Raw genomic sequence first — 2,683 nt, forward strand, 5'->3', positions numbered from 1 at the left:
GAAGAGAAGATACTGTCTGGAGGCTTCCAGGTGTTTTGAGCAATTCTTAGGAATTGCTTGGGACGTCCGAGCCCAGTCCCAGTGAACCCATGGATGGTCTAGCCGACCGGATATGGAGGAGGGATTGGAGGTAGGAAGGAAGGCCTGTTACTCAGAACGGGATCGTTGTTCGAAGGCTTCGGCCTTCGTCTGATGGCCTGTTGATGGATGTTGCCTGACCGCGCATCCCCGGACAGATCTCGAGAAGCTGGTCTTAATGGCAGCAAGCAAGCGAACCGCTCGGCGTGGTTCCAATAAAGCTTAGCTGTCGAACACGTCGATGGCATCATGAGTTGGCTGGGTTGTAAAAGGTAACCCGGTCGCTTTCGCTTATGCGAAAGCTAGTGATGAGCATTGGCAATGAGAACGATCAAGTGTCGTAAGGGCAATTGGTGGATGCCTTGGCATGCACAGGCGATGAAGGACGTGATACGCTGCGATAAGCCGTGGGGAGCTGCGAATAAGCTTTGATCCATGGATCTCCGAATGGGGCAACCCACCTTAAATGCTTGGAGAATCCAAACTGTTCAGCGATGGACGGCTTGGGTTTCCAAGCATTGATATAAGGTATCTTACCTTCGAATACATAGGGGTAAGAAGCGAACGCAGGGAACTGAAACATCTAAGTACCTGCAGGAAAGGACATCAACCGAGACTCCGCAAGTAGTGGCGAGCGAACGCGGACCAGGCCAGTGGCAATGCTGAATAAAGTCGAACGGAATGGAAAGTCCGGCCGTAGCGGGTGATAGCCCCGTAGACGTAGAACAGGCATTGTCCTTGAGTAGGGCGGGACACGTGAAATCCTGTCTGAACATGGGGAGACCACTCTCCAAGCCTAAGTACTCGTGCATGACCGATAGCGAACAAGTACCGTGAGGGAAAGGTGAAAAGCACCCCGACAAGGGGAGTGAAATAGAACCTGAAACCGGTTGCCTACAAACAGTCGGAGGGCGCAAGCCTGACGGCGTACCTTTTGTATAATGGGTCAACGACTTAGTGTGACGAGCAAGCTTAAGCCGATAGGTGAAGGCGCAGCGAAAGCGAGTCTGAACAGGGCGTTCAGTTCGTCGCATTAGACCCGAAACCGAGTGATCTAGCCATGAGCAGGCTGAAGGTTGGGTAACACCAACTGGAGGGCCGAACCCGCATCTGTTGCAATAGATTGGGATGACTTGTGGCTAGGGGTGAAAGGCCAATCAAACTCGGAAATAGCTGGTTCTCCGCGAAATCTATTTAGGTAGAGCGTCGAGCGAATACCCCGGGGGGTAGAGCACTGGATGGGCTATGGGGACTCACCGTCTTACTGATCCTAACCAAACTCCGAATACCCGGGAGTACTACTCGGCAGACACACGGCGGGTGCTAACGTCCGTCGTGAAGAGGGCAACAACCCTGACCTCCAGCTAAGGTCCCCAAGTCATGGCTAAGTGGGAAAGGATGTGAGGATCCCAAAACAACCAGGATGTTGGCTTAGAAGCAGCCATCATTTAAAGAAAGCGTAACAGCTCACTGGTCTAAATAAGGGTCTTTGCGCCGAAAATGTAACGGGGCTGAAGCCATGCACCGAAGCTGAGGATGTGCAGCAATGCACGTGGTAGCGGAGCGTTCCGTAAGCCTGTGAAGGGAGACCCGTGAGGGCTCCTGGAGGTATCGGAAGTGCGAATGTTGACATGAGTAACGATAAAGAGGGTGAGAGACCCTCTCGCCGAAAGACCAAGGGTTCCTGCTTAAAGTTAATCTGAGCAGGGTTAGCCGGCCCCTAAGACGAGGCGGACACGCGTAGTCGATGGGAACCACGTTAATATTCGTGGGCCTGGTGGTAGTGACGGATCCCGTATGTTGTTCATCCTTATTGGATTGGGTGGGCTGCGAAGGGGTTCCAGGAAATAGCTCCATCATTATAGACCGTACCCGAAACCGACACAGGTGGTCAGGTAGAGTATACCAAGGCGCTTGAGAGAACTATGCTGAAGGAACTCGGCAAATTGCACGCGTAACTTCGGAAGAAGCGTGACCCTTTTCCACGCAAGTGGGATGGGGTGGCACAGACCAGGGGGTAGCGACTGTTTATCAAAAACACAGGGCTCTGCGAAGTCGCAAGACGACGTATAGGGTCTGACGCCTGCCCGGTGCTGGAAGGTTAAGAGGAGAGGTGCAAGCTTTGAATCGAAGCCCCAGTAAACGGCGGCCGTAACTATAACGGTCCTAAGGTAGCGAAATTCCTTGTCGGGTAAGTTCCGACCTGCACGAATGGCGTAACGACTTCCCCGCTGTCTCCAGCATAGACTCAGTGAAATTGAATTCCCCGTGAAGATGCGGGGTTCCTGCGGTCAGACGGAAAGACCCCGTGCACCTTTACTATAGCTTTACACTGGCATTCGTGTCGGCATGTGTAGGATAGGTGGTAGGCTTTGAAGCTTGGACGCCAGTTTGAGTGGAGCCATCCTTGAAATACCACCCTTATCGTCATGGATGTCTAACCGCGATCCGTCATCCGGATCCGGGACCGTGTATGGTGGGTAGTTTGACTGGGGCGGTCGCCTCCGAAAGAGTAACGGAGGCGCGCGATGGTGGGCTCAGACCGGTCGGAAATCGGTCGTCGAGTGCAATGGCATAAGCCCGCCTGACTGCGAGACTGACAAGT

Annotated in this window: 1 rRNA gene (only partly in view); it reads left to right on the top strand. The window is 53.4% G+C overall.

From position 1 onward, the window contains the following. The first annotated feature begins 407 nt into the window (after window positions 1–407). A 23S ribosomal RNA gene (locus LQK81_RS26100) occupies window positions 408–2,683 on the top strand; it runs 623 nt beyond the window's last position.

Source organism: Rhizobium sp. GN54, assembly GCF_021026345.1.
In the GTDB taxonomy this organism is placed as follows: Bacteria; Pseudomonadota; Alphaproteobacteria; order Rhizobiales; family Rhizobiaceae; genus Mycoplana.